16 protein-coding genes are annotated in these 21743 nt (G+C 61.9%); 14 read left to right on the forward strand and 2 right to left on the reverse strand.

Annotation, left to right across the window (positions count from 1 at the left end):
* Positions 1 to 127: 127 nt before the first annotated feature.
* From hprK to I6E42_RS04090, 7 genes are all read left to right on the forward strand, one after another.
* Positions 128 to 1084, forward strand: a complete 957-nt coding sequence (gene hprK, locus I6E42_RS04060) for an HPr(Ser) kinase/phosphatase (protein ID WP_235370645.1) — start codon at positions 128 to 130, stop codon at positions 1082 to 1084.
* Between the two features lie 2 nt (positions 1085 to 1086).
* Positions 1087 to 2037, forward strand: coding sequence for an ROK family protein (locus tag I6E42_RS04065; protein ID WP_235370646.1), 951 nt, complete (start codon positions 1087 to 1089; stop codon positions 2035 to 2037).
* 650 nt (positions 2038 to 2687) lie between these two features.
* Positions 2688 to 3593: a UDP-N-acetylmuramate dehydrogenase gene (murB, locus tag I6E42_RS04070; protein WP_235370647.1), complete on the forward strand. Its 906-nt coding sequence runs from the start codon at positions 2688 to 2690 to the stop codon at positions 3591 to 3593.
* Between the two features lie 25 nt (positions 3594 to 3618).
* Entirely contained in the window at positions 3619 to 4482 is an 864-nt protein-coding gene (gene rapZ, locus I6E42_RS04075; protein ID WP_235370648.1) for an RNase adapter RapZ, read from the forward strand.
* A 22-nt stretch (positions 4483 to 4504) separates the two neighbouring features.
* Positions 4505 to 5545: a gluconeogenesis factor YvcK family protein gene (locus tag I6E42_RS04080; protein WP_235370649.1), complete on the forward strand. Its 1041-nt coding sequence runs from the start codon at positions 4505 to 4507 to the stop codon at positions 5543 to 5545.
* Positions 5546 to 5547: 2 nt separating this feature from the next.
* On the forward strand, positions 5548 to 6438 hold the full coding sequence (gene whiA, locus I6E42_RS04085) for a DNA-binding protein WhiA (RefSeq protein WP_235370650.1): 891 nt from the start codon (positions 5548 to 5550) through the stop codon (positions 6436 to 6438).
* An 813-nt stretch (positions 6439 to 7251) separates the two neighbouring features.
* Positions 7252 to 10737: a DNA polymerase III subunit alpha gene (locus tag I6E42_RS04090; RefSeq protein WP_235370651.1), complete on the forward strand. Its 3486-nt coding sequence runs from the start codon at positions 7252 to 7254 to the stop codon at positions 10735 to 10737.
* A gap of 104 nt (positions 10738 to 10841) precedes the next feature.
* On the opposite strand, the gene I6E42_RS04095 is transcribed toward I6E42_RS04090, so the two are convergent.
* Positions 10842 to 11372 carry an ECF transporter S component gene (locus I6E42_RS04095; protein WP_235370652.1) on the reverse strand — a complete coding sequence of 177 codons (531 nt, stop codon included), beginning with the start codon at positions 11370 to 11372 and terminating at the stop codon, positions 10842 to 10844.
* A gap of 143 nt (positions 11373 to 11515) precedes the next feature.
* Here I6E42_RS04095 and pdxR point away from each other — a divergent pair, with 143 nt between their 5' ends.
* Entirely contained in the window at positions 11516 to 12907 is a 1392-nt protein-coding gene (pdxR, locus tag I6E42_RS04100) for a MocR-like pyridoxine biosynthesis transcription factor PdxR (RefSeq protein ID WP_235370653.1), read from the forward strand.
* Positions 12908 to 13085: 178 nt separating this feature from the next.
* Here the strand turns inward: pdxR and I6E42_RS04105 are convergent, their stop codons facing one another.
* On the reverse strand, positions 13086 to 13928 hold the full coding sequence (locus I6E42_RS04105; RefSeq protein WP_235370654.1) for a helix-turn-helix transcriptional regulator: 843 nt from the start codon (positions 13926 to 13928) through the stop codon (positions 13086 to 13088).
* A 246-nt stretch (positions 13929 to 14174) separates the two neighbouring features.
* On the opposite strand from I6E42_RS04105, the gene I6E42_RS04110 reads away from it, so the two are divergent.
* The 6 genes from I6E42_RS04110 (at position 14175) to hgdB (ending at position 21404) form a co-directional block, all read left to right on the forward strand.
* Positions 14175 to 15272, forward strand: a complete 1098-nt coding sequence (locus tag I6E42_RS04110) for a CoA transferase subunit A (RefSeq protein WP_235370655.1) — start codon at positions 14175 to 14177, stop codon at positions 15270 to 15272.
* Positions 15273 to 15292: 20 nt separating this feature from the next.
* Positions 15293 to 16096: a glutaconate CoA-transferase subunit B gene (gctB, locus tag I6E42_RS04115; protein WP_235370656.1), complete on the forward strand. Its 804-nt coding sequence runs from the start codon at positions 15293 to 15295 to the stop codon at positions 16094 to 16096.
* Positions 16097 to 16156: 60 nt separating this feature from the next.
* Positions 16157 to 17905, forward strand: a complete 1749-nt coding sequence (locus tag I6E42_RS04120; protein ID WP_412761282.1) for an acyl-CoA carboxylase subunit beta — start codon at positions 16157 to 16159, stop codon at positions 17903 to 17905.
* A gap of 74 nt (positions 17906 to 17979) precedes the next feature.
* A complete protein-coding gene (gene hgdC / locus I6E42_RS04125) occupies positions 17980 to 18774 on the forward strand; it encodes a (R)-2-hydroxyglutaryl-CoA dehydratase activase HgdC (protein WP_235370658.1) in 795 nt (264 codons plus the stop codon).
* Positions 18775 to 18822: 48 nt separating this feature from the next.
* The gene (hgdA, locus tag I6E42_RS04130; RefSeq protein ID WP_235370659.1) at positions 18823 to 20271 is read left to right on the forward strand and encodes a (R)-2-hydroxyglutaryl-CoA dehydratase subunit alpha; all 1449 of its coding nucleotides are present in this window, start codon (positions 18823 to 18825) and stop codon (positions 20269 to 20271) included.
* Positions 20268 to 21404 carry a (R)-2-hydroxyglutaryl-CoA dehydratase subunit beta gene (hgdB, locus tag I6E42_RS04135; RefSeq protein WP_235370660.1) on the forward strand — a complete coding sequence of 379 codons (1137 nt, stop codon included), beginning with the start codon at positions 20268 to 20270 and terminating at the stop codon, positions 21402 to 21404. Before hgdA ends, hgdB begins: the two co-directional genes overlap by 4 nt.
* Positions 21405 to 21743: the final 339 nt, after the last annotated feature.

Here is a 21743-nt window from a genome sequence, read left to right on the forward strand (position 1 = left end):
AGAAATGCAAGAAAAAATTTACCAAAGGGGAAGCCCAATCTTGCGAAACGCCGGGGATTCGTCTATACTTAAGGAAAAGACCGCCCGGGGCCGGACAGGCCCGGAGGGCGGAAAGGGAGGGAAACCTATGCCGGAGAGCCAATACAGTGTGAAGTTGGGCGAGATCATCCGGGAATTTGAACTGGAGGTCCTGTGCACCGCCCCTGATTATGAGAATGTCCCCCTGCGTACCGTGGACGTGAACCGTCCCGGTCTTCCGCTGGCGGGATTTTTTGAGCATTTCGATACCAAGCGGCTGCTTCTGATGGGACTGACGGAACATACTTTTGTGGCCGGGATGAGTTCGGCCCGCCGCCGGGAGAGCTTTGACCACCTGCTGTCCTACCCGGTGCCCGGCCTAATTATCACCCGGGGACTGGAGCCGTTCCCGGAGTGTCTGGAGATGGCGGAGAAGCACGGACGCACCATTCTGCGCACTGAGGCCCACACCTCGGCCTTTATGAGTGCCCTCATCGGCAGCCTGTTCAACCGCCTGGCCCCCTGCATCACCCGGTCCGGGGTCATGATGGAGATCTACGGCGAGGGCGTGCTGTTCCAGGGCGAGTCCGGCGTGGGCAAGAGCGAGGTGGCCATTGAGCTGATCAAGCGCGGCCACCGCATCATCGCCGATGACGCGGTGGAGATCCGCCAGACCAACCATGGCGCTCTGGAGGCCACCGCTCCGGAATTGATCCGCCACTACATGGAGCTGCGGGGTATCGGGGTCATCGACGTGCGCCGCCTGTTCGGTATGGGGGCCATCAAGGACAAGCAGCAAATTGATTTGGTCATCAACCTGGAGCCCTGGGACGACCACGCAGTCTATGACCGCCTGGGGCTGGACTCGGTCCAAACGGAGATCCTGGGCATCAAGGTCCCGGCCATCACCATCCCGGTGAAGCCGGGCCGGAACCTGGCCAGCATCGTGGAGGTGGCAGCCATGAATAACCGCAACCGGAAGATGGGCCATAACGCGGCATTGGAGCTGACCCAGCGGATGGATCAGCACTTTGAAAAAATCAAGGAGAACGAGGGAGAGAAGTGAGTATGTATTATATCGGTATCGATGTGGGCGGGACCAATCTGGTGGCCGGCCTGGTGGATGAAAAGGGCCACATTCTGGACAAGGTGAGCCATCCCGTGGATAAGAACATGACGGCGGAGGAACTCTGCGCGGAGCTGGCCCGCTTGGCCCAGAAGGTCTGCGAGATGGGAGCCATGGAGTACAGCCAGATCGAGGCGGTGGGCGTGGGCCTGCCAGGCCTGGTGGATAACGAGACAGGCGTGGTGATCCGGACCCCCAACATGGCCTTTGAGAACACCCCCTTCCGGGAACTGTTCCAGCAGGTGTGGGACATCCCGGTGTTTCTGGGCAACGACGCCAACTGCGCCGCCATCGGGGAATATTGGGCCGGCGCGGCCAAGGGCTGCGACCCGGCGGTGGTGGTCACTCTGGGCACCGGCATCGGCGGTGGCCTGGTGGCCGGGGGCAAGCTGTTCACCGGCTACGCCAACTCCGGCATGGAAGTGGGCCATATGATCATCAAGCCCAACGGCGTCCTGTGCGGCTGCGGAAACCGGGGCTGCTGGGAGCAGTACGGTTCCGCCACCGCCCTGATCCGCCTGACTCAGTTGGAGATGGAGCGCAGCAAGGACAGCGTGCTGTGGGAACTGTGCGAGGGAGACCGCTTCAAGGTCCAGGGCCGTACCGCCTTCCAGGGCGCGCGCCTGGGCGATCTGGCGGCCAAGCGGGTGCTGGCCACCTACCTCCAGGGCCTGTCCATCGGCCTCATCAACCTGATCAACGTCCTCCAGCCCGAGATTATCTGTCTGGGCGGCGGTATCAGCAACGCTGAGGACGACCTGCTCCTGGATCCCCTGCGGGAACTGGTCCGGCAGGGCTCCTTCGACAAGAGCGCCCCCACCCGTCTGGAAAAGGCGTCCCTGGGCAACGACGCCGGCGTGGTGGGCGCCGCCCTGCTGTGCAACATGGTGTAAGGGCGGCTGAAGAATATGAAAGGCTCCGCGGCTGGTTCGCGGAGCCTTTTTATATGTGGTTGGAATGAATTCTAAATTTTAGTTTTCTGAGGATTTCGCCTGCGGGCGGGACGGGGGAGTGGGGATGTTTCGCCTTCGGGCGAGGTACTTTTGTAGAGATACAAAAGTGCCCAAAAAATCTCCGGGGCTCCGGCCCCGGCCCCCAAGGGGCGTCCTACAAAAAAACTTCCTTACCTCCGGCGCGCATTCCCTGGTTTTGCTGCCCCTCCTTCCGGGCCTTCGGCCCTGAGTAATACGAGTTTGGACAAGAACAGCTACTGAAAGTCAGCGCCTGCGTTTCCGAATTATGCGGCGTGGTTCCTGACTGCGCTGCCCCGCCCCGTTGTGCAAAACTTGATTCAGTGGCACGTCCCATCGGGCGGCCCCGGCTGGCCACGGGAGTAAGGCGCATCGAAGGCGGCTTTTGCCCCTATAAATTAAAATTCAATTTTGAAATATCAATGAAAACAGGAATGATTCGTGTAGTCTAAAAACACCGGGCGTTGGACGCGGGATTTCTGATGTTGCCTATTCTAATTTCTCGGGAAATTTGCTATAATCAAAAAATAGACTGAAACAGGTCTGTATTCTGATCGTGTTTGGAGGTCCTTATGGATCGGTTTGATAGTTTGCGAGGAGAACTGGCCCGCCGCTGTCCTGCGCTGGAGTTGCGGGCCGGTGAGCCCATGTCCCGGCACACCTCCTTCCGGATCGGCGGTCCCGCCGCCCTGATGGCCCTGCCCAAGACGGGGGAGGAGGCCGCCGCCGCTCTCCGTACTGCCTATGAGTTGGAGGTAGTGCCCTTTTTCCTGGGCAATGGCTCCAATCTGTTAGTGTCCGACCAGGGTTACCAAGGCTTTGTAATAAAGCTGGCCGGGGAACTGAACCAGGTGCGGGAAGCGGGACGCCTTTTGGCGGCGGGGGGCGCGGTGACCCTGGCCCGCCTTGCCGCCGCGGCGTTGGAACGGGGACGCACCGGTCTGGAGTTCGCCGGCGGTATTCCCGGAACAGTGGGGGGCGCGGTGACCATGAACGCCGGGGCCTACGGCGGAGAGATGGCACAGGTGGTCCGGGAAGTCACCTGCCTGACCGCCGCCGGGGAGTTGGAACGGGTCACAGAGTTTGATTTTTCATACCGGCACAGCGCCTTTTCAGACGGCAAACGTCTGATTTTGGAGGCGCGTTTTCAGCTGGAAGAAGGAGACCGGGAGGCCATTCGCCGGCGGATGGAGGAGTTGTCCGCCCAGCGCCAGACCAAGCAGCCCCTGGAGTACCCCAGCGCGGGCTCCATGTTCAAGCGTCCGACCGGCCACTACGCCGCCGCCCTCATTGACCAGTGCGGGTTGAAAGGCTTCTCCGTGGGGGGCGCCCAGGTGTCGGAAAAGCACGCGGGCTTTGTGATCAACCGGGGGAATGCCACCTGCGCGGATGTGCTGGAGCTGGTGTCCCGGGTGAAGGGACGGGTCTTGGCACAGACCGGCGTGGAGCTGGAGATGGAAGTAAAGGTTTTACGTTGATTCCCAGAAAAAAGGTGTGATACCAATGGAATTTGTCATTATTTCCGGTTTGTCCGGAGCCGGGAAAAGCAAGGCGGCCTCCATCATGGAGGACATGGACTTCTTCTGTGTGGACAATCTGCCCGCTCCGCTGATCCCGAAATTCGCCGAGCTGGGCATGGCGGGCTCCGGGGAGTACGACCGGGTGGTGCTGGTCACCGACGTCCGGGGCGGCACAAACTTCGATGCCCTGTTCCGGGCGCTGGCCGACCTGAAGGCTATGAAATGCTCCTACCGCATCCTGTTTATGGAGGCCTCGGACGAGGTCATCATCAAGCGGTATAAGGAGACACGGCGCGGACATCCCTTGGGGGAGGCCTGTGACAGCCTGGAGGAGGCCATCGAACTGGAGCGGAAGATGCTGGCCCCCCTCCGGGAGCGGGCGGAGTACATCATTGACACCTCCAACCTGTCCACCGCCAAGCTGAAGGGAGAACTGCGGCGGCTGTTCGCCAAGAGCGGCTCCCCCCAGGGACGGATGGAGGTCCGGGTGGCCTCCTTCGGCTTCAAGCATGGAGTGCCCATGGAAGCCGACCTGGTCTTTGACGTCCGCTTCCTACCCAACCCTTACTATGTGGCGGAATTGCGGCCCCTCACCGGCCTGGACGCCGGTGTGCGGGATTATGTGTTCTCCAGCCCTCAGACAGGGGAGTTCCTGGCCCGCCTCACCGATTTTGTGGGCTGGCTGCTGCCCCGGTATGAGGAGGAGGGCAAGACCTCTCTGGTCATTGCCGTGGGCTGCACCGGCGGCCACCACCGCTCGGTTGCCATCGCCCACGCCCTGGCCGACGGGCTGAGAAAGAGCGGCTGTCCTGTGTCGGAGAGCCACCGGGACCTGGGAAGAAATTGAGATATAGGTAAAGGAGTGCGCTATGAGCGAACACATCCCCAACGTACAGCAGTGGGAGCGGGGGCCCAAAATCGTCGCCATCGGCGGCGGGACCGGCCTGTCCACCATGCTCCGGGGACTGAAAAAATATACCAAGAACCTGACGGCTATCGTCACCGTGGCCGATGACGGAGGCGGATCGGGCATGCTGCGCCGGGACATCGGGATGCCCCCGCCCGGAGACATCCGCCACTGTATGGAGGCCCTGGCCAATACTGAGCCCATTATGGAGCGGCTGCTGACCTACCGCTTCACCGAGGGCTCCCTGGCGGGCCAATCCTTTGGCAACCTGATCCTGGCCGCCCTCAACGGGGTCACCGGCTCCTTTGAGGAGGCGGTGAGCCAGATGAGCCACGTTTTGGCCATCACCGGCCGGGTGATCCCGGTGACCAGCGCCGACGTACAGCTGGAGGCCGTCTTTGAAAACGGCACCCGGGTGGTGGGGGAGTCCAAGATCTATAACTTTAAAAAGGAGCAGGACTGCCGCATCTCCCATGTGGCCCTGCTCCCGGAGCGGCCCGCCCCCCTGCCCGCGGCCCTGGAGGCCATCAGAGAGGCTGACCTGATCCTGCTGGGCCCCGGGAGCCTGTACACCAGCGTGATCCCCAACCTGCTGGTGGACGGGGTGAGCCAGGCGGTGGCCCAGTCTGACGCACCGAAAATTTACGTCTGCAACATCATGACCCAGGAGGGGGAGACGGAGGGGTACACCGCCGCCGACCACCTGGAGGCCCTGCTGGCCCACGGTGTTCCCGGGCTGCTGGACCTGTGCCTGGCCAACTGCGCCCCGGTCCATCCCGGGCTGGTGGAGAAGTACCGGGAGGAGGACGCCGCGCCCCTGGTCATTGACCGGGAGCGGATCGCCGCCATGGGGCTGGAGCTGGAGGAACGGGCGTTGGCCTCCACCGGGGGCAACTATGCCCGGCACGACCCTGACAAGCTGGCCGAGGCCATTCTGGAGATCTACCGCCGGCGGGCGGTGCGCATCTTCCATGGGGCCCGGCGCTACATTTTGGAGGAGTGACCATGTCCTTTGCCGGAGATGTGAAGAACGAGCTGTGCCGCGGGGCCTTGAACCGGAAGTGCTGCGCCCAGGCGGAATGTTATGGAATATTGCTTTACTGCAATGCCTTCTCACCTGCCGAGGTACGGATCATCACGGAGAGCGACGCTTTGGCCCAGCGGCTGCCGCTGTTGTTCAAGAAGGCCTTTAAGCTGACCTTTGACCGTCTGCCCGACGGGGAGGGGAAACATATTTTTGCCATTACCGACCCCCACAAGCTGGGAGTCATCCAGCAGACCTTTGGCGGAGACCCGGGCGCTCTGGCCCTCCACATCAATTTCGGAGTGCTGGAGGAGAACTGTTGCCGCGCTGCTTTTCTGCGTGGGGCTTTCCTGGCCGGGGGCTCGGTGACCGACCCCCAAAAAGGGTACCATCTGGAGCTGTCCACCTCCCACCTCAGCGTCAGCCGGGAGATGCTGGCGCTGATGCGGGATATGAATTTGGAGCCCAAAGACGCCAAGCGTAAAGGCAACGCGGTGATCTATTTCAAGCAGAGCGACCGGATCGAGGACTTTCTCACCACCATCGGCGCCCCCTTGTCCGCCATGGAGGTGATGAACGCCAAGCTGGAAAAGAACCTGCGGGGCAGCGTCAACCGCCGGGTCAACTGCGACGCCGCTAACATGGACAAGGTGGTGGAGGCGGCCATGGCCCAGGTGGAGGCCATCACCCGCCTGGAGGAGAGCGGGCGGCTGGCCGCCCTGCCGGACAAGCTAAAGGAGACGGCCCGCCTGCGGCTGGCGCATCCGGAGGATACGCTGGCCCAGTTGGCCCAACTGTGCGACCCGCCCGTCACCAAATCCGCCCTGAACCACCGGCTGCGGAAGCTGGTGGAGCTGTCCAGGGAGGAATAAGTACATTCGATTTCGAACGGTAAACCCTAGTTTATGGGGCAACAGTTTTACACGCTGTAAGAGTGGTTGTCGATGAATCAAACTATATGCAATGGACGGATCGGCGCGGTCAAGGACCACGCCGCACAGTTGTGAAACCCAGGCGCAGGATTCAGTGGCTGTTGCATCCAAGTTCCCTGTACCCAGGGCCGAAGGCCCGGAAGGAGGGGCAGCAAAACCAGGGAATGTGCGCCGGATGAAACCGCTGCGAAACAGAAGTGGGTTTCCCGTAACAGGGGTCCGGGGAAAGGAGGCATGAAAGCGTGGGAAAATTTCCCGGGGGAGAAATTTTTCGTGCTTTCTTTGGCCGACGTCCCCGGCGGCGTTTTGGTTACTTTGCCGCCGCGGGCAAAGTAACTCGCCCCGCAGGGCGAAATATCCCCGTTCCCCGTTCCGTCCGCAGGCGAAGTGTTCAAGTGCGCAGATTTCTCCCGGTATTTTGGATACCTGGAAAAGGCAAGGGCAGAGCCCTTGCCCTACATCACATGGGTTTCCGCTTCCGTGGGCAGCGAAACGAAAATTTACTGATGAGTCAGAGAAAGGCGGCTTCCTCATGAAAAAGTATTGGAAACAGGCGGCGCCGGGCGCTGTGGGCAGCGCGACCGGCATCTGCATCGCGGCGGGACTGCTCCGGCGTCCTGGGGGGCTTAGGGATATCCCCTCCTTTTGTGCGAGCTGGATCTTGTGTTTTGTTGTTACTTTTGCGGTTTTTTCTCTGCTCCTCTGACTACTGGACAAACGTAAGCGATAAAAATAGAAAGGCGGAGGTCTGACATGCCCTTTGTCCACTTACATCTCCATACAGAATTTTCCCTGTTGGACGGGGCCTGCCGCATCAAAAAGCTGGTGGAGCGGGTGAAGGACCTGGGCCAGGAGGCGGTGGCCATCACCGACCACGGGGTCATGTACGGCGTCATCGACTTCTACCGGGCCTGCAAGGCCGCCGGCATCAAGCCCATCATCGGCTGCGAGGTCTATGTGGCGCCCCGGGGGCGCACCCGGTTCCAGAAGGTCCACGAGTACGACGCCGACTCCCGCCACCTGGTTCTGCTGTGCCGGAACGAGGAGGGCTACCGCAACCTGTCCTACATGGTGTCCCAGGCCTTTCTGGAGGGCTTTTACATCAAGCCCCGCATCGATATAGACCTGCTGCGGGAGCACTGCAAGGGCCTCATTGCCTGCTCCGCCTGCCTGGGGGGCGAGCTGCCCAAGCTGCTGCTGGCGGGGGAGTATGAGCAGGCGAAGGCGGTGGCTCTGGAGATGCGGGAGCTGTTCGGGGAAGACGGCTACTACCTGGAGCTCCAGGACCACGGCATCCCCGCCCAAAAGCAGGTGAACGCCGGACTGATGCGCCTCCACGAGGAGACGGGTATCCCGCTCATCGCCACCAACGACGCCCACTACCTCCGTCGGGAGGACGCGGAGATGCAGGACATCCTCATGTGCATCCAGATGGGCAAGACCCTGGATGACCCCGGCCGGATGAAATTTGAGACCCAGGAGTTTTATGTCAAGTCGGAGGAGGAGATGGCCGCCCTGTTCCCCGACTGCCCGGAGGCCCTGGAGAACACCGCTAAGATCGCGGCGCTGTGCAACGTGGAGTTTGAGTTCGGCAAGTACCATCTGCCCCACTTCCAGCTCCCCGAGGGCTACGCCACCGGAGAGGAGTATTTTGAAAAGCTGTGCTGGGACGGCTTTGAACGCCGCTACCCCGGCCGGCCGGAGAACTATCAGAAGCAGCTGCGCTACGAGATGGACATGATCCGGAAGATGGGCTTTGTGGACTACTTCCTCATCGTCTCCGACTTTATCGCTTTCGCCAAGGGGAACGGCATCCCCGTGGGTCCGGGCCGCGGCTCCGCCGCCGGGTCCATGGTGTCCTACTGCCTGAACATCACCGACCTGGACCCCATGAAGTACAACCTGTATTTCGAGCGCTTCCTCAATCCCGAGCGGGTGTCCATGCCGGATATTGACATCGACTTCTGTATCCGCCGCCGGCAGGAGGTCATTGATTATGTAAATCGGAAATACGGGGCCGACCATGTGGCTCAGATCGTCACCTTCGGCACCATGGCCGCCCGGGCGGCGGTCCGGGATGTGGGCCGGGTGCTCAATTTCCCCTACGCCGAGGTGGACGCCATCGCCAAGCTCATCCCCAGCGGCCCGGGGGCCCTCCACATCACCCTGGAGGAGGCCCTGAAGCTGTCCAAACAGCTGAAGGACACCTACGAAGGGGATCCCCGGGTGAAGAAGCTCATCGATACCGCCATGGCCATCGAGGGAATGCCCCGGAACACCTCCACCCATGCCGCCGGCGTGGTCATTACCAGCCGTCCGGTGTGCGACTACGTTCCCCTGGCCACCAACGACGGCCTGCCCGTGACCCAGTACATCATGACCACTCTGGAGGAACTGGGCCTGCTGAAAATGGACTTTCTCGGCCTGCGGAACCTGACCATCCTGGATGACGCCGCCAAGATGGTCAAGGAATCGGATCCCACCTTCGACCCGACTCACATCCCGGAGAACGACCCCGATGTGATGAACATGCTCAGCGAGGGCAAGACCTCCGGCGTGTTCCAAATGGAGTCCACCGGCATGACGGGGGTGTGCGTGGGGCTGAAGCCCCAGAACATTGAGGACATTACCGCCATCATCGCCCTCTACCGCCCGGGCCCCATGGATTCCATTCCCCGGTTCATCGCCTGCAAGCAGAATCCGGACAAGATCACCTACAAGCATCCCCTGCTGGTGCCCATTCTGTCCAACACCTACGGCTGCATCGTCTACCAGGAGCAGGTCATCCAGATTTTTCAGCAGCTGGCGGGCTATTCTCTGGGTCAGGCCGACATGGTGCGCCGGGCCATGTCCAAGAAGAAGGTAAAGGACATTGAACGGGAGCGGGAGACGTTTCTGCACGGAGACCCCGCCCGGAACATCGCCGGATGCCGGGCCAAGGGCATTTCCGAGGACGTGGCCCAGAGCATCTACGACGAGATCACCGACTTCGCCCACTACGCTTTCAATAAGGCCCACGCGGTCTGCTACGCCGTGGTGGCCTACCAGACCGCCTGGTTCAAATACCACCATCCCAAGGAGTACATGGCCGCCCTGCTCACCTCGGTGCTGGACTCCACGGAGAAGGTGGCTGAGTATATCTCCGAGTGCCGGGACATGGGCATCCAGCTCCTGCCCCCCGACGTAAATCAGTCCCACGCAGATTTTACCGTGGTGGGGGAGGGCATCCGCTTCGGCCTGGTGGCCCTGAAAGGAGTGGGCCGGAACGTGATCAATGCCCTGCTGACCGAGCGGGAAAAGGGCGGGGAGTTCACGGACTTCATGGACTTCTGCGACCGGATGTTTGACCACGACCTGAACCGGAGGGTGCTGGAGAGCCTCATCAAATCCGGGGCCTTTGACCGGATGGGCTACCGGCGCTCCCAACTGATGCAGGTCTTCGGGCAGGTGCTGGACGGCATCGCCGCCAGCCGGAAGCGGAACGTGGAGGGCCAGCTGGACCTGTTCGGCTTCGGCGCCGGGGGAGGGGACAGCGCTCCCGCGCCCCTGCCGGCCCTCCATCTGCCCGACCTGCCGGAGTACAGCCCCCAGGAGCTGATGAGCATGGAGAAGGAGACCACCGGCCTCTACCTCTCCGGCCACCCCATGGACCAGTACCGGGAAATCGCCAGATGGAAGGGGGCGGTGACCATCGGCTCTATCCTGGCGGACTTCGACCGGGAGGACGGCCCCAAGGACTACCGGGACGGTCAGCGGGTGTCCATCGCGGGAGTCATTGCCACCTACAAGACCCGGACCACCCGGAACAACACCCTCATGGCCTATGTGAATCTGGAGGACGACACCGGGGGCATGGAGCTGCTGTGCTTCTCCCGGGTGCTGGAGGAGAGCGGCGGCTACATCCGGGAGAACGCCGCCGTCCTGGCCCAGGGCAAGATCTCCGTCCGGGACGAGAAAGAACCCCAGCTGATGGTGGACTCCATCCGCCCCCTGGGGGACCTGGACGGGGAGGCGGCCGCCGCGGCGGAGAAACTATATCTCCGGTTCCCCAGCCGGGAGGACCCCCGGCTGCGGAAGGTGCGGCTGGCCCTGTCCTTCTTCCCGGGAGACAGCCAGGCCATCCTCTATTTCGAGGACTGCAAAAAACGGGTGGGTACCCGCTGCCAGCTCCATCCCGCCCTTTTGGAGGATCTAAAGGAGCGGCTGGGGGCGGAAAATGTGGTGCTCAAGAGGAAATGAAATGGCATGACCGAGCGACTGTCAAACGGACTGAAAACGTTTGCAGAAAATCAGCGTAAAAAATGGCTGCCCGTCGGGCAGCCATTTTTTAATCTATCAATTTGTCAGATGCGGGCCAGAGCGCGGCTCTTGCTGAGGACGGCGTACACCGCCGCGGCGGACACCAGACCGAAGACGCCCTGGACAATGTTGCCGGGGATGGAGGCGGCGGCGGCCAAGCCCTTGCCCAGCCACAGGGAGGCGTAACCAAAGTAACCCACCACCATGATGGCCTCGGCCACCACGCCGCTGGCCACCTGGGAGACCAGCAGGTTGTGGGAATCACGGCTCTGGAGGGCACGGAATATCAGGGACGCGGCCACCGCCATGGCCAGCTTGATGGCGAAGGTGCCGGGGGCGTAGTGGGCGTAGCCGGACAGCAGGTCGGCCAGCATGGAGCCGATGCCCGCGGCAGCGCCGCCGTAGACAGGCCCCAGGATCCAGGCGGACAGCAGCACCGCGCAGTCACCCAGATTGACGTAGCCCTGCATGGGGGAGGGGACCTGGACCACCAAGGTCATCACATAGGTCAAGGCGGCGAACAGAGAGGCAAGTACCAACTGGTAAACTTTCTTGTGGGGTTTTGAATTGTTCATTGGAAAGACTCCTTTGCCCGGATGGGTCCGGACCATCACGGAAAAAATTTTCTTGCATTTTTGCTTGTGTTGTATTTTAATCATAACTGGTATGAAAGAAAGAACCAATTTAAAACTTTTTTATAAGACCAGATGGAGGGCGTATGCTGACCTACGATTTGGAGCGCCGGGGGAGTCTGGCCCGGTACGACTATTTATACCGCTGCATCAAAGAGGACATCCTGTCCGGCCGCCTGAAGGCGGGGGAGAAACTGCCCTCCAAGCGGGCCCTGGCCCGGAATCTGGAGACGGCGGTGGTGACGGTGGAGAACGCCTACGCCCAGCTGCTGGCGGAGGGCTACCTGCGCTCGGAGGAGAAGCGGGGCTACTTTGTCAGCCCTGTGGAGACCCGGCCCGCGCCTGCCGGCGCTGAGGAGCGGGAGGAGGAGAAGGGGGAGCCGGAGCGCGCCTGGCTGCTGGACCTGACCAGCCGGGGCAGCGGCACCGAGGGCTTTCCCTTCTCGGTCTGGGCCAAACTCATGCGCCGGGTGCTGTCAGAGGAAGGGGAGGCCCTGCTGCGCTCCATGCCCCACAGCGGGGTCCCCGAGCTGCGCCGGGCCATTGCCCGGCATATCTACCAGTTCCGGGGCATCACCGCCAGCCCCGACCAGATCGTGGTGGGAGCGGGGACGGAATACCTCTACAACCTGATCGTCCAGCTTCTGGGTCGGGACCGGACCTACGGGGTGGAGGACCCCGGCTATTCCAAAGCGGCCCGGGTCTATGAGCTCAGCGGAGCCCGGTGCCTGTTCCTGCCCGTGGACCGGCAGGGGGTGCTGCCCCGGGCGGTGGAGGAGAGCGGGACCCAGGTGCTGCATATTTCTCCCAACCACCAGTTCCCCACCGGGGCAGTCACCCCCATCGCCCGACGTCAGAGCCTGCTCCACTGGGTGAGCGGGGGAGAGGGGCGGTATATCGTGGAGGATGACTACGACAGTGAGTTCCGGTTCACGGGCCGTCCCATCCCCACCCTGCGGAGCATCGACCGGAGCGACCGGGTCATTTACATGAATACCTTTTCCCGTTCTCTGGCGCCGTCGCTGCGGATCAGCTATATGGTGCTGCCACGCCCGCTGCTGGCCGCCTACCGGGAGCGGCTGGGCTTTTATTCCTGCACTGTCCCTGCCATGGAACAGTATACCCTGGCCCGCTTCCTGGAGGAGGGGTACTTCGAGTCCCATGTCAGCCGGATGCGGGTGTTTTACCGGGGACGGCGGGACGCGGTGCTGGAGGCTATCCGAAACAGCGGACTGGGGGGGCGGTGCCGGGTCAGAGGGGAAGACGCGGGGCTCCATTTCCTGATGGAGCTGGACACCTGCCGGGAGGACGGGGAGCTGGCCGCCCTGGCGGAGGAGCGGGGCATCCGGCTGTCTTTCCTGTCCGCCTACCAGCACCGCCCTGGAGCCGCACCGCCCCACACAGTGGTGGTCAACTACCCCGGCGCAGACCTGGCACGGCTGGACCAGGCCCTGGAGACCCTGGCCGGATTGCTGTGAGGGCTGCGCCGCGCAATGAAAAAGGAAAGGGCCTCGGCAGACGGAAGGTCTGCCGAGACCCTTGGTTTGAGGAAGAACGGTCTCCCATACGGGGGAAGGGACGGGGAAAGGGGGTTTGCAGATATTGACCAAAAAACCGGAGAAACGGGCCCTGTTTGACAACATGGGACAGCGCTCGTCACTGCCTGGGATTGCCCCGGAGGAGGATCTGGTCGCTGGACTGGTACTCCTTGGCGTAACGGCCGGGGGTGACGCCGGTGAGGTGGCCGAAGGTGCGGATAAAATGGGAGTTGTCGGAGAAACCGGAGCGCTCCCCGGCCTGCTGGACGCTGACCCCCTCCTGGAGGAGCTGACGGGCCCGGAGGACCCGGCTGTAAATGATGTACTCCATGACGGAGAAGCCGGTGGCGGCCTTGAAGATGCGGCAGAGATAGTGCTTGCTGATGTAGAAGTGTCCGGCGATCTGGTCCAGGGAGAGGGGCTCGGCCAGGTTGTCCCGGATGTAGTCCAGAATGGGCACTACCCGGAGAAAATCCTTGTTGCGGATGGCCTCGCCGGCGGTGGCGGCATTTAAGGTGGGCGCCACCCGGATGAGCAGGTTGAGCAGAGCCACGGTCTGGTGGATGTCGCTGCCGAAGGAACCGTCGTTTTTGTTGCGCTCCAGGGCCTGGAACAGCTCGATGATCTCGGTCATTTCCTCGGTATCCAGGGTGGCGCGGCGGAACGGATCCTGGGTCAGCTGGGTGAAATCGGTCTGAGGGGTGGACAGCTCCACCAGGGCCTTCCGGCTGATGTGCAGGACATAGCGGGCGTGGAAGCCGGTGGCCATGGTGCGGTGGAGGGTGTTCTCCCCAATCAGGTACAGGGTGCCCCGGCGCAGGGGGTAGACCTGGTCGTTGACAAAGATATTGCCCGGTGTGGTCAGGGGGAGCAGGAGTTCGTAGTGGTCGTGAAAATGGAGGCGGCTCATGTTCCAGGTCTCGTTGTGATTCAGCTGAAGGTGAAATTCTACGTTATTCATAGACGGCCTCCAATCAATTTGGCGGAAATGCGCGCCCTCACCAGAGGGCGGGGAGGAAGAGCCCTCCCTTCCGGACGAAGGTATTATAGCACGGCAGGAGAAGATATGCAAACTTTTTGCCAAATTACAGATAGACCTTTTCATCGAGGTGTGTTACAATACTAAACGTTGAATAGCGCATACCCGCACCTTGAAAACCAGAGAGAAAGAGCATTCCAAAAAATCTTTTGTAATGGGGGTTTTACCATGAACAAAGTGTACACCTTGCATGACGCCGTGGCGAAATTCGTCGAGGATGGTGACGTCCTTGCAATTGGCGGCTTCACCACCAACCGCAAGCCTTACGCTACGGTGTCCGAGATCCTGCGTCAGGGCAAGAAGGACTTCATTGTTTACGCCGGCCCCGGCGGCGGTGAGGTCGATATGCTCATTGGCGAAGGCCGTGTGGCTGCTTACATCAACTGCTACACCGCCAACTCCGGCTATACCAACGTCTCCCGTCGGTTCCGCGCCGCCATCGAGCAGGGCAAGCTTACTTATGAGGACTATTCTCAGGACGTTCTGATGCTCATGCTGCACGCCGCTTCTCTGGGCCTGCCCTTCCTGCCTGTCCGCCTGATGCAGGGCTCCGGCCTGATGAAGTACTGGGGCATCAGCGAGGAGAAGCGCAAGACCATGCCCAAGCTGGAGGACCTGAAGTGCGCCGAGATCGAGAACCCCATGGTTCCCGGCCAGAAGGTCGTTGCCGTGCCCGTGCCCAAGTTCGACACCGCCATCATCCATGTCCAGCAGGCCAGCCCCGACGGCACCTGCATCATCTGCGGCGATGAGTTCCACGACATCGACATCGCCGTGGCCGCCCGCAAGACCATCGTGACCTGCGAGGAGATCGTCTCCAACGAGTTCATCCGCCGCGATCCCACCAAGACCCGCATCTTCGGTGAGTGCGTGCAGGCGGTCGTGAAGGCTCCCTACGGCGCCTGGCCCTCCCAGTGCTATGACTACTATGATGACGATGATGCCGGTCTGAAGGAGTATGACAAGGCTTCCAAGTATCAGGACGCCGAGGACGCCAAGGCCCAGCTGGCCAAGGCTGCCGCCAAGGCTGAGAAGGCCGCCGCCGCCAAGCCCGAGGACGCCAAGCTGGCCGAGGCCGCCGCCAAGGCCAAGAAGGCCGCCGAGGACGCCGCCGCCGGCGTGAAGATCCCCGAGACCTTCAAGGACTACCTGGAAAAGTGGGTCTACAGCTGCGAAGACCAGGCCGCTCTGCTGGATAAGATCGGCGGTTCCCGCCTGATGCGGCTGAAGAACGAGCCGCACCTGGGTTATTCCACGACTCACTAACTTAGGAAGGGGTATTAAAAATGTCTGATTATACGAAGTATACCAAGCAGGAGATGCAGGCTTACGCCATTGCCAAGAACATCAAGGAAAATCAGATCGTTATCGTGGGCACCGGCCTGCCCCTGATCGGCGCCTCTCTGGCCAAGCGGGCTGTGTGCCCCTCCTGCCACCCCATCGTGGAGAGCGGCCTGATGGACTGCGATCCCGTGGAAGTGCCCCGCTCTGTGGGCGATAACCGCTTCATGGCCCACTGCGCCGTGCAGTGGCCCAACATCCGCTTCGTGGGCTTTGAGGCCAACGAGTGGCTGCACGACGAGGACCGCCTGGTGGCCTTCATCGGCGGCGCCCAGATCGATCCCTACGGCAACGTGAACTCCACCTGCATCTTCGGCAAGGGCGATTATCTCCAGCCCACCACCCGCTTCACCGGCTCCGGCGGCGCCAACGGCATCGCCACCTACTGCAACACCATCATCATGATGCAGCACCAGAAGCGCCGCTTCATTGACCATGTGGACTACATCACCTCCTGCGGCTGGATGGACGGCCCCGGCGGTCGTGAGCGCGCCGGCCTGCCCGGCAACCGCGGTCCCCAGATGGTGGTCACCGACCTGGGCATCATGAAGTTCGACGAGGAGACCAAGCGGATGTACCTGGCTTACTACTATCCCTTCTCCTCTCCCGAGATGGTCCAGGAGAACACCGGCTTTGAGGTCGACGTGTCCCGCGCCCAGCTGATGGAGGGCCCCTCTCCCGACATCATCAAGCTGATCCGTGAGGAGATCGACCCCGGCCAGGCCTTCATCAAGGTCCCCAAGGAGTAAGACTGCTCAGACCTATCCATACTGAACATTTAGGAGGAATCAACATTGGGTAACTATTCCATGCCCCGGTATTTCCAGAACATGCCCGTGGTGGGCAAAGCCGTCCGGCCCAATCCCGAGAACGTGGAGGAGCTGCGTGCCATCGAGGATGACATCCACGCCCATATCGTGGACGGCCTGAAGAACGGCAAGGCCGACGAGGATATGAACAAGAAGGGCCAGCTCACCGCCATGCAGCGCATCTCCTTGCTGGTCGACCCCGGCACCTGGTGCCCCCTGAACAGCCTGTACAACCCCGAGCACAACAAGACCGGCACCACCTCCATCGTCAAGGGCCTGGGCCGCGTCAACGGCAAGTGGTGCTGCATCATCGCTTCCGATAACAAGAAGCACGCCGGCACCTGGGTCCCCGGCCAGGCCGACAACCTGCTCCGCGGCAGCGACACCGCCAAGCGGCTGCGTATCCCCCTGATCTATCTGCTGGAGTGTGCCGGCGTTGAGCTGGACCAGCAGGAGAAGGTGTACCCCAACCGCCGCGGCGGCGGTACTCCCTTCTACCGCAACTCCGAGCTGAACCAGATGGGCATCCCCGTCATCGTGGGCATCCACGGCACCAACCCCGCCGGCGGCGGCTACCACTCCATCTCTCCCACCATCCTGGTTGCCCATGAGAAAGCCAACATGGCCGTGGGCGGCGCCGGCATCGTGGGCGGCATGAATCCCAAGCCCCATGTGGACATGGAGGCTGCCCTGGCCCAGATCGAGGCCACCAAGGGCCTGCGTGCCGATCCTCCCGGATCTGTCTCCATCCACTTCGGCCAGACCGGCTTCTTCCGTGAGGTGTACACCGAGCAGGAGGGCGTGATCGCCGGCATCAAGAAGTACGTGGATATGCTGCCCACCTACGACCTGGAGTTCTTCCGCGTGGACGCCCCCCAGTCCCCCGCCATGTCCGACGTGGAGCTGTACGACCTGGTCCTGAATAACAAGAACCGTCCCTACGACATGTATTCCGTCATCGGCCGCCTGTTCGACGGCAGCCAGTTCATGGAGTACAAGAAGGGCTACGGCCCCGAGATGATCACCGGCCTGGCCAAGGTGGACGGCCTTCTGGTGGGCGTGGTGGCCAACCAGCAGGGCGTGTTTGCCAACTACCCCGAGTACAAGGTCGCCAAGTACGGCCAGTCCATGGGCGCCGGCGGCAAGCTGTACCGTCAGGGCCTGATCAAGATGAACGAGTTCGTCACCCTGTGCGCCCGTGACCGCATCCCCATGGTGTGGATCCAGGACACCACCGGCATCGACGTGGGCGATGACGCCGAGGTCGCCGAGCTGCTGGGTCTGGGCCAGTCCCTGATCTACTCCATCCAGAGCAGCAACCTGCCCATGATGGAGATCACCCTGCGCCGCGGCACCGCCGCCGCCCACTACGTCCTGGGCGGCCCCCAGGGCAACGACAACAACGCCTTCTCTCTGGGCACTGCCGCCACTGAGATCAACGTCATGAACGGCAAGACCGCCGCCAACGCCATGTACACCGGCCGTCTGGCCAAGGATCAGAAGGCGGGCAAGGATCTGCAGCCCACCATCGACAAGATGAACGCCCTGATCGACGACTATGACGTGAAGTCCAAGCCCCTGTTCTGCGCCCAGGCCGGTCTGGTGGACGAGATCGTGGATATGCCCATGATGCGCAACTACATCGTGGCCTTCACCGATTCCTGCTACCAGAATCCCGAGAGCATCTGCCCCTTCCACCAGATGCTGCTGCCCCGCACCATCAAGGACTACGACGATCTGAAGAAGTAAGAACGCTCTGGCCAGCCGGGCGGTGGTACGCACCGCCGCCCGGCGCCATATTTTCGTGACGGAGAGACAACATTATGAGTATTTACACCCTCGGAATCGACATCGGTTCCACCGCCTCCAAGTGTGTCATTCTGGCTGACGGCAAGGAGATTGTCAGCAAATCCCTGATCGCTGTGGGCGCCGGTACCAGCGGTCCCCAGCGGGCCATTAACCAGGTGCTGGAGGCGGCCGGCATGACCACCGGGGATATGAGCTATATCCTGGCCACCGGCTATGGCCGCAACTCCCTGGAGTCCGTTGCCAACCACCAGATGAGCGAGCTGAGCTGCCACGCCAAGGGCGCCGCTTTCCTGTTCCCCGACGTCCACACGGTCATCGACATCGGCGGCCAGGACGTGAAGGTCCTGCAGATCGAAAACGGCGTCATGACCAACTTTGTGATGAACGACAAGTGCGCCGCCGGTACCGGCCGGTTCCTGGATGTAATGGCCCGGGTGTTGGAGGTGAAGGTGGAGGATCTGGGCGCGCTGAGCGCCAAGTCCACCAAGGATGTGGCCATCAGTTCCACCTGCACCGTGTTCGCGGAAAGTGAGGTCATCAGCCAACTGGCCCAGGAGACGGACAAGTGCGACATCATCAAGGGCATCCACCGCTCCGTGGCCAGCCGCGTGGTGGGCCTTGCCCACCGGGTGGGGGTCCGGGACCAGGTGGTCATGACCGGAGGCGTTGCCCAAAATGCGGGCATCGTCCAGGCTCTACAGGACGAACTGGGTCACACCGTCCATACCTCTCCGCTGACCCAGTACAACGGCGCTCTGGGCGCCGCCCTGTTTGCCTATCAGAAGTACCAAAGGGAGCAGAAGGCCTAAGTGCCCTCTGAAAAAGCAATTTCTATTTAATATAGGGAGGAAACTAACATGGCTAAAACTGTTAGCCCCGGCGTCCTGGCTCTGCGCAAGGTCGTCGATGATGTCCATGCGGACGCCCGCAAGGCTCACGCCGAGGGCAGACTGGTGGGTTGGTCCAGCTCCAAGTTCCCCTGCGAGCTGGCCGCCGCTTTTGACCTGGACGTCATGTACCCCGAGAACCAGGCCGCCGGCATCGCCGCCAACCGCGACGGCGAGCTGATGTGCAAGGCCGCTGAGGACCTGGGCTTTGACAACGACATCTGCGGCTACGCCCGCATCAGCCTGGCCTATGCCGCCGGCAAGCGCGCGTCCCGTAAGGTGAATCTGGAGACCGGCGAGTACGTCATCAACCCCAACAGCGGCAAGCCGCTGAAGGACGAGAACGGCAACGTGGTCATCGACCCCGAGACCGGCAAGCCCAAGAAGGACCCCAAGACCATGGTGCCCTACACCGTGCTGGACGACATCTATGAGATCGAGGCTCTGCCCGAGGGCCGGGAGAAGGAGCTGCGCAAGGCCGCCATCAAGCCCTACCGCCAGATGCAGATCCCTCAGCCCGACTTCGTGCTGTGCTGCAACAACATCTGCAACTGCATGACCAAGTGGTATGAGAACATCGCCCGTATGCGCAACATCCCCCTGATCATGATCGACATCCCCTACAACAACACCGTGGAAGTGGCCGACACCAACGTGGCCTATGTCCGCGCTCAGTTCGACGCCGCCATCAAGCAGCTGGAGGAGCTGACCGGCAAGAAGTTCAACGAGAAGAAGTTCGAGCAGGCCTGCGCCAACGCCAACCGCACCGCCAGCGCCTGGCTGCGCGTCTGCGACTACCTGCAGTATAAGCCCGCTCCCTACAGCGGCTTCGACCTGTTCAACCACATGGCCGACATCGTGACTGCCCGCGCCAAGGTGGAGGCCGCCGAGGCCTTCGAGCTGCTGGAGAAGGACCTGGCTGAGGCCGTCAAGACCGGCGCCACCACCACTCCCTTCCCCGAGCAGTACCGCGTCATGTTCGAGGGCATCCCCTGCTGGCCCAAGCTGCCCAACCTGTTCAAGCCCTTGAAGGCCAACGGCGTCAACGTCACCGCCGTGGTGTACGCCCCCGCCTTCGGCTTCGTCTATGACGACCTGGACGGCATGGCCCGCGCCTACTACAAGGCCCCCAACTCCGTTTGTATCGAGCAGGGCGTTGATTGGCGTGAGGGTATCTGCCGGGACAACAAGGTGGACGGCGTGCTGGTCCACTACAACCGTTCCTGCAAGCCCTGGTCCGGTTACATGGCCGAGATGCAGCGCCGCTTCACCGATGACCTGGGTGTGCCCTGCGCCGGTTTCGACGGCGACCAGGCCGATCCCCGTAACTTCAACGAGGCCCAGTATGAGACCCGCGTCCAGGGCCTGGTGGAGGCCATGGAGGCCAACAAAGCGAAGAAGGAGGCCGAGGCAAAATGAGCACCGAGGTTTTGCTGAAGGAATTTAAGGAAGTTTCCGAGCACCCCCACATTGTGCTGAGCGAGTACAAGAAGCAGGGGAAGAAGGTCATCGGCGTGCTGCCCTACTATGCTCCCGTGGAGCTGGTGGTGGCCGCCGGCATGGTGCCCATGGGCATCTGGGGCAGCAACAACAAGACCATCTCCATGGCCAAGGAGTACTGCGCCACCTTCTACTGCACCATCGCCCAGCTGGCGCTGGAGATGCTGCTGGACGGCACCATGGACCAGCTGGACGGCCTCATCACCCCCACCATCTGTGATACCCTGCGTCCCATGAGCCAGAACTTCCGCGTGGCCATGAAGGATAAGCTGCCCTGCATCTTCCTGGCCCATCCCCAGAACCGCAAGCCCTCTTTCGGCCTGCAGTTCACCGTGGACCAGTATATGCATGTGAAGAAGGAACTGGAGAAGATCTCCGGCACCACTGTCACCGACGAGGCTCTGCGCGAGGCCATCAAGGTCATGAATAAGAGCCGCGCCGCCCGCCGCGAGTTCGTCAAGCTGGCCGGCCAGCATCCCGACGCCGTGTCTGCCGTCAACCGCTCCGCCGTCCTGCGTTCCGCCTGGTTCATGGAGCCCGCCGTCTTCGCTGAGAAGCTGGAGGCTCTGAACGCCGAGCTGAAGGCCCTGCCCGAGTGCAAGTGGACCGGCAAGAAGGTGGTCACCTCCGGCATCATCTGCGACAATCCCAAGCTGCTTCAGATCTTCGACGACAACAAGATCGCCATCGCCGCCGACGACGTGGCGCAGGAGAGCCGTTCCTTCCGTACCGACGCTGCGGAGACCGGTGATCCCATGATGGCTCTGGCCCAGCAGTTTGCCGACCAGGACTACGAGGTCCTGCTGTACGACGAGAAGTCCAACCAGAACCGCCGCGGCGAGTACGTGGCCAACCTGGTGAAGAACTCCGGCGCCCAGGGTCTGGTGCTGTTCATGCAGCAGTTCTGCGACCCCGAGGAGATGGAGTACCCCTACCTGAAGAAGGCCCTGGATGCCGCCGGCGTGCCCCACATCAAGCTGGGCGTGGACCAGCAGATGCGGGACTTCGGCCAGGCCAGCACCGCCATCCAGGCCTTTGCCGACGTCCTGTAAAGAACGGATACAGACACGGGGCTGAATATGCCCGGACCTTGACATATCCGAGCGTATAATGTTATAATGGCACCAATTTGGGATTTTCCCCACCCCTTAATGGGTGGGGAAGATCCCTGCCCAAGGGAAGATGCCTGAAAAAGGTCTGGACCCGGCGCTTAAGCGCCAGACTATCAAATTGTAAAGGGGAAAACAAGCTATGAACTACAATGTTACCGTCAACGGCAAGGTTTACAGCGTGACCGTCGAGAAGACCGGCGCCGCTGCTCCTGCCGCCGCCCCCGTGGCCGCCCCTGTGGCCGCCGCGCCTGTGGCCGCCCCCGTGGCTGCCCCTGCTCC

Origin of the sequence: Pseudoflavonifractor phocaeensis (assembly GCF_021531815.1) — a bacterium.
In the GTDB taxonomy this organism is placed as follows: Bacteria; Bacillota; Clostridia; order Oscillospirales; family Oscillospiraceae; genus Lawsonibacter; species Lawsonibacter phocaeensis_A.

Excerpts from the sequence above, each read along its gene's own strand:
- hprK (WP_235370645.1), top strand. The coding sequence starts at position 128 with ATGCCGGAGAGCCAATACAGTGTGAAGTTGGGCGAGATCATCCGGGAA.
- I6E42_RS04065 (WP_235370646.1), top strand. The coding sequence starts at position 1,087 with ATGTATTATATCGGTATCGATGTGGGCGGGACCAATCTGGTGGCCGGC.
- murB (WP_235370647.1), top strand. The coding sequence starts at position 2,688 with ATGGATCGGTTTGATAGTTTGCGAGGAGAACTGGCCCGCCGCTGTCCT.
- rapZ (WP_235370648.1), top strand. The coding sequence starts at position 3,619 with ATGGAATTTGTCATTATTTCCGGTTTGTCCGGAGCCGGGAAAAGCAAG.
- I6E42_RS04080 (WP_235370649.1), top strand. The coding sequence starts at position 4,505 with ATGAGCGAACACATCCCCAACGTACAGCAGTGGGAGCGGGGGCCCAAA.
- whiA (WP_235370650.1), top strand. The coding sequence starts at position 5,548 with ATGTCCTTTGCCGGAGATGTGAAGAACGAGCTGTGCCGCGGGGCCTTG.
- I6E42_RS04090 (WP_235370651.1), top strand. The coding sequence starts at position 7,252 with ATGCCCTTTGTCCACTTACATCTCCATACAGAATTTTCCCTGTTGGAC.
- I6E42_RS04095 (WP_235370652.1), bottom strand. The coding sequence starts at position 11,372 with ATGAACAATTCAAAACCCCACAAGAAAGTTTACCAGTTGGTACTTGCC.
- pdxR (WP_235370653.1), top strand. The coding sequence starts at position 11,516 with ATGCTGACCTACGATTTGGAGCGCCGGGGGAGTCTGGCCCGGTACGAC.
- I6E42_RS04105 (WP_235370654.1), bottom strand. The coding sequence starts at position 13,928 with ATGAATAACGTAGAATTTCACCTTCAGCTGAATCACAACGAGACCTGG.
- I6E42_RS04110 (WP_235370655.1), top strand. The coding sequence starts at position 14,175 with ATGAACAAAGTGTACACCTTGCATGACGCCGTGGCGAAATTCGTCGAG.
- gctB (WP_235370656.1), top strand. The coding sequence starts at position 15,293 with ATGTCTGATTATACGAAGTATACCAAGCAGGAGATGCAGGCTTACGCC.
- I6E42_RS04120 (WP_412761282.1), top strand. The coding sequence starts at position 16,157 with ATGCCCCGGTATTTCCAGAACATGCCCGTGGTGGGCAAAGCCGTCCGG.
- hgdC (WP_235370658.1), top strand. The coding sequence starts at position 17,980 with ATGAGTATTTACACCCTCGGAATCGACATCGGTTCCACCGCCTCCAAG.
- hgdA (WP_235370659.1), top strand. The coding sequence starts at position 18,823 with ATGGCTAAAACTGTTAGCCCCGGCGTCCTGGCTCTGCGCAAGGTCGTC.
- hgdB (WP_235370660.1), top strand. The coding sequence starts at position 20,268 with ATGAGCACCGAGGTTTTGCTGAAGGAATTTAAGGAAGTTTCCGAGCAC.